We start from the raw sequence: 3,584 nt of genomic DNA on the forward strand, positions 1-3,584 counted from the left end.
GTCAGGTTTTTCCCGGCAATAAATCGCAACGCCGCTATAACCCTTTTTCTCCGCTTCAAAGTAATAAGAGTGAAAGTTTTTGGGGTAAAAAATTTCATTATCCAGCTGATGGGCCTGCGCTTTGATTTCCTGAATGCACACTACGTCGGCTTTTTGCTTTTTTAGCCACTCGAAAAAGCCTTTTTTCTGGGCAGCTCGAATACCGTTTACATTTGCTGTAATGACTTTCATTTTTAGGTCCGCTGAGATACATAAGACTGCTCATGATACTGAAATAATGGCGTTTGATCTATTGCTGCGAATGTATTTTTTAAACAGCCGTAGAGTTCATCGACAATAATTGATTATAATAAGTCAATATCAGCAGTTTGATAGACGTGTATATTTGCTAATCCGAGGTTTTAATTAAACATGGAAAATTATCAAAAAGAATTTTTATCGTTTGCCATTGATATTGGTGTGTTGAGATTTGGCGAATTTACACTGAAATCGGGACGCCAAAGTCCCTACTTCTTTAACAGTGGTTTATTTAATACCGGACGAAGCCTGGCGAAGCTGGGTAGTTTTTATGCGCAAACTATCGTTAAGTCCGGGATCGATTTCGACATGATCTATGGACCTGCTTACAAAGGCATACCGCTGGCATCCGCCATGGCTATCGCTTTGGCTAACGACTATGACAGGGACTTGCCGTACGCGTTTAATCGAAAAGAAGTAAAAGATCATGGTGAAGGCGGCGTTATTGTTGGTGCGCCTCTACAGGGCAAGGTCCTGATTATTGACGATGTTATTTCAGCGGGCACCTCGGTTCGCGAATCGATAGATATTATAAAAGCACAGGGAGCAGAACCGGCCGGTGTTGTTATTGCGCTGGATCGCCAGGAAGTGGGTAAAACCAGTAAAACAGCCATTCAGGAAGTCGAAACAGAATTTGGTGTTCCCGTGGCAAACATTGTTTGTCTGGGTGACCTGATCAATTATCTGGAACAAAACTCAGACATGCAGGAGTTCATGGCTGCCATTAAAACCTATCGTGAAAAATATGGCGTTAGTTAATTAACTTTCAATTTAACCCATTATCAGCTTGAATCCGACAACCAGCGTAATGACTTCGTAAGCTCGTTTGATCCATGTGTTGCCTTTGATGATTGCGAGATGAGCGCCAATATACCCACCCAATAATGAGCCCAGTAGTAAAGCCGGTAACCATGCCCACTTGATGTCTGAAAGCATGGCTAAAGCGGTAGCACCAGTTCCGTTCCAGAACAAACCAACCAGTATCAGGGTATGCGCAACAGCGCGCTTATAATCCAGGCCAAACCAGCTAACCAGCCATAACGTAACAAATAATCCGGTACCCGAAGTCAGTGAACCATTCAAGGCGCCGATGACGAACAAAACCATTCCGCCAATTAGTATTGAGCGTGTTGTAATGGCAGTTTCCTTTTTTTGCAGACCTAATTGCGGCTTAAAAACGGAATAAAGTCCAAGCCCGGCGGTAAGAATGCCAAGCGCGATTTCAGCATTCCTGTCCGGCACCAGGAGTATCACATTGGCACCCAGAATGACACCGGGCAGTCCGAATGACAGCATCGCAAAGGTCAGTCGTTTATCAAGAGATCCCTCTCTGAGATTTCGAATGGTCGCGCCAATACCTAAGGCGACACTGGCCACTTTGTGGGTTGCCAATGCAATACCAAACGGCAGGCCAAGGAAAATCAGTGCGGGAAACTGGATGAGGCCGGCGCCGCCGCCTGCGAAGGCAGAAAAGATATTAGCAATAAGGGAAATGAAGAATAATAATAGTTGTTCCAGATCAAGCAAGATCTGCGGCCTGTGCTGGTAATAGAATTAACGACTGGAAGATTTTATTAATGTGCCTACACCTTCATCAGTGAAGATCTCCAGTAATACGGCATGCTCTACCCGGCCATCAACGATGTGCGAGGTATTAACCCCTGATTTCACGGCATTTAACGCGCTGGCAATTTTTGGCAGCATGCCGCCGTGGATGGTTCCGTCTTCGATAAGGTGGTCTACTTCAGTTGCTGTTAAGCCGGTCAACAGTTTACCGTTCTTGTCCAGCAGACCTTCCGTATTGGTAAGCAACATAAGTTTCTCCGCTTGCAGGGTTTCCGCAAGCTTGCCAGCAACCAGGTCTGCGTTAATGTTATAAGACAAACCATCTTTTCCGACGCCGATGGGAGCGATGACCGGGATAAAGTTGCCCTTTACCAGCATATTTACAACGGAAGCATCAATGCTTTCAACATCGCCCACATGACCAATATCGATAATCTCGGGCGCGTTCATTTCCGGCGCGTTCTTGGTAAAGGTGAGTTTCTTGGCGTGAATTAAATCGCCATCCTTACCTGTTAATCCTACGGCGTTGCCCCCTTTTCGGTTAATCAGGTTAACGATATCCTTATTGACCAGGCCGCCCAATACCATTTCTACTACGTCCATGGTTTCAGCATCAGTAACCCGCATGCCTTGAACAAACTCGGATTCTTTGCCGAGGCGTTCCAGCAGGTTTCCGATCTGTGGCCCACCACCATGAACTACCACCGGGTTAATACCCACGGCTTTCATCAGCACGATATCCCGTGCAAAGCTTGCTTTTAACGCTTCATCAACCATAGCGTTGCCGCCGTACTTGATCACAAAAGTCTTGCCAGAAAATCGTTGAATGTACGGCAGGGCCTCTGCCAGCACGTGGGCAGTGTTTATGGCTGATTTGCGTGTTAATGACATAGTGGTTTAGAAATATTTTAAAATGGAATTTTCAAATCGGGATCGGCGTTTTCCTTTACCAACTGACGAAACGAATCCTTAATTCTTTCCAGCACCTGTTCGTTATCACCTTCAAAACGAAATACCAGGCAGGGTGTGGTATTGGAAGCGCGTACCAGGCCAAAACCGTCTTCCCAGTCAGCCCTGACACCGTCAATAGTGGTAAGTTTAGCACCTTCAAAGTTTGCGTTGCTAACCAGCTTATCTATTAGTTTAAAATGCTCGCCTTCTGCCATATTGAGATTGAGCTCAGGAGTATTTACGCTATCAGGTAATTCAGCAAATATATCTGTAGCCGGACGAGGATCTTTTGCGAGTATTTCCAGCAAACGTGAAGCGGTGTATAGCGCATCATCAAAACCATACCAGCGTTCCTTGAAAAAGATATGCCCACTCATTTCACCGGCCAACAATGCGCCGGTTTCTTTTAATTTTGCTTTAATAAACGAATGCCCGGTTTTCCACATAATGGGATTGCCGCCAGCCTTTTCGATGACTGCGGGTAATTTGATGGTGCATTTAATGTCAAAAATAATATCGCCACCGGGATTTCGAGCGAGGATGTCTTTGGCATAAAGCATTAATTGACGATCAGCCCAAATCACTTCTCCCTGGGGTGTAATAACCCCGAGACGATCACCGTCACCATCAAAGGCCAAACCAATATCGGCATCACTGGAAGCCAGTGCCTTTTTCAAATCCTGCAAGTTTTCCGGTTTGCTGGGATCGGGGTGGTGGTTGGGAAAATTCCCATCTACATCGCAAAACATTTCTGTCACATCACACCCCAA

General features: G+C 45.6%; 5 protein-coding genes. 1 reads left to right on the forward strand and 4 read right to left on the reverse strand.

Features of this window, described 5'->3' with window-relative positions:
- Nucleotides 1–231: endonuclease/exonuclease/phosphatase family protein (locus ACWVCM_RS03590; protein WP_455200341.1), on the reverse strand; the 231-nt coding region annotated here is incomplete at its 3' end.
- A 180-nt stretch (nt 232–411) separates the two neighbouring features.
- Between ACWVCM_RS03590 and pyrE the strand changes: the two genes are divergently transcribed.
- The gene (gene pyrE, locus ACWVCM_RS03595; RefSeq protein WP_455200342.1) at nt 412–1,056 is read left to right on the forward strand and encodes an orotate phosphoribosyltransferase; all 645 of its coding nucleotides are present in this window, start codon (nt 412–414) and stop codon (nt 1,054–1,056) included.
- Nucleotides 1,057–1,068: 12 nt separating this feature from the next.
- On the opposite strand, the gene ACWVCM_RS03600 is transcribed toward pyrE, so the two are convergent.
- The 3 genes from ACWVCM_RS03600 to ACWVCM_RS03610 form a co-directional block, all read right to left on the reverse strand.
- The gene (locus ACWVCM_RS03600; RefSeq protein WP_455200343.1) at nt 1,069–1,824 is read right to left on the reverse strand and encodes a sulfite exporter TauE/SafE family protein; all 756 of its coding nucleotides are present in this window, start codon (nt 1,822–1,824) and stop codon (nt 1,069–1,071) included.
- 27 nt (nt 1,825–1,851) lie between these two features.
- Nucleotides 1,852–2,754, reverse strand: coding sequence for an acetylglutamate kinase (gene argB / locus ACWVCM_RS03605; RefSeq protein ID WP_455200344.1), 903 nt, complete (start codon nt 2,752–2,754; stop codon nt 1,852–1,854).
- Nucleotides 2,755–2,771: 17 nt separating this feature from the next.
- On the reverse strand, nt 2,772–3,584 hold an 813-nt coding region (locus tag ACWVCM_RS03610; protein ID WP_455200345.1), incomplete at its 5' end, for a phosphomannomutase/phosphoglucomutase.

This window comes from Kaarinaea lacus (genome assembly GCF_975902315.1).

Bases quoted from the DNA above. Each gene is read 5' to 3' on its own strand.
- argB (WP_455200344.1), bottom strand. From the start codon at position 2,754: ATGTCATTAACACGCAAATCAGCCATAAACACTGCCCACGTGCTGGCA.
- pyrE (WP_455200342.1), top strand. From the start codon at position 412: ATGGAAAATTATCAAAAAGAATTTTTATCGTTTGCCATTGATATTGGT.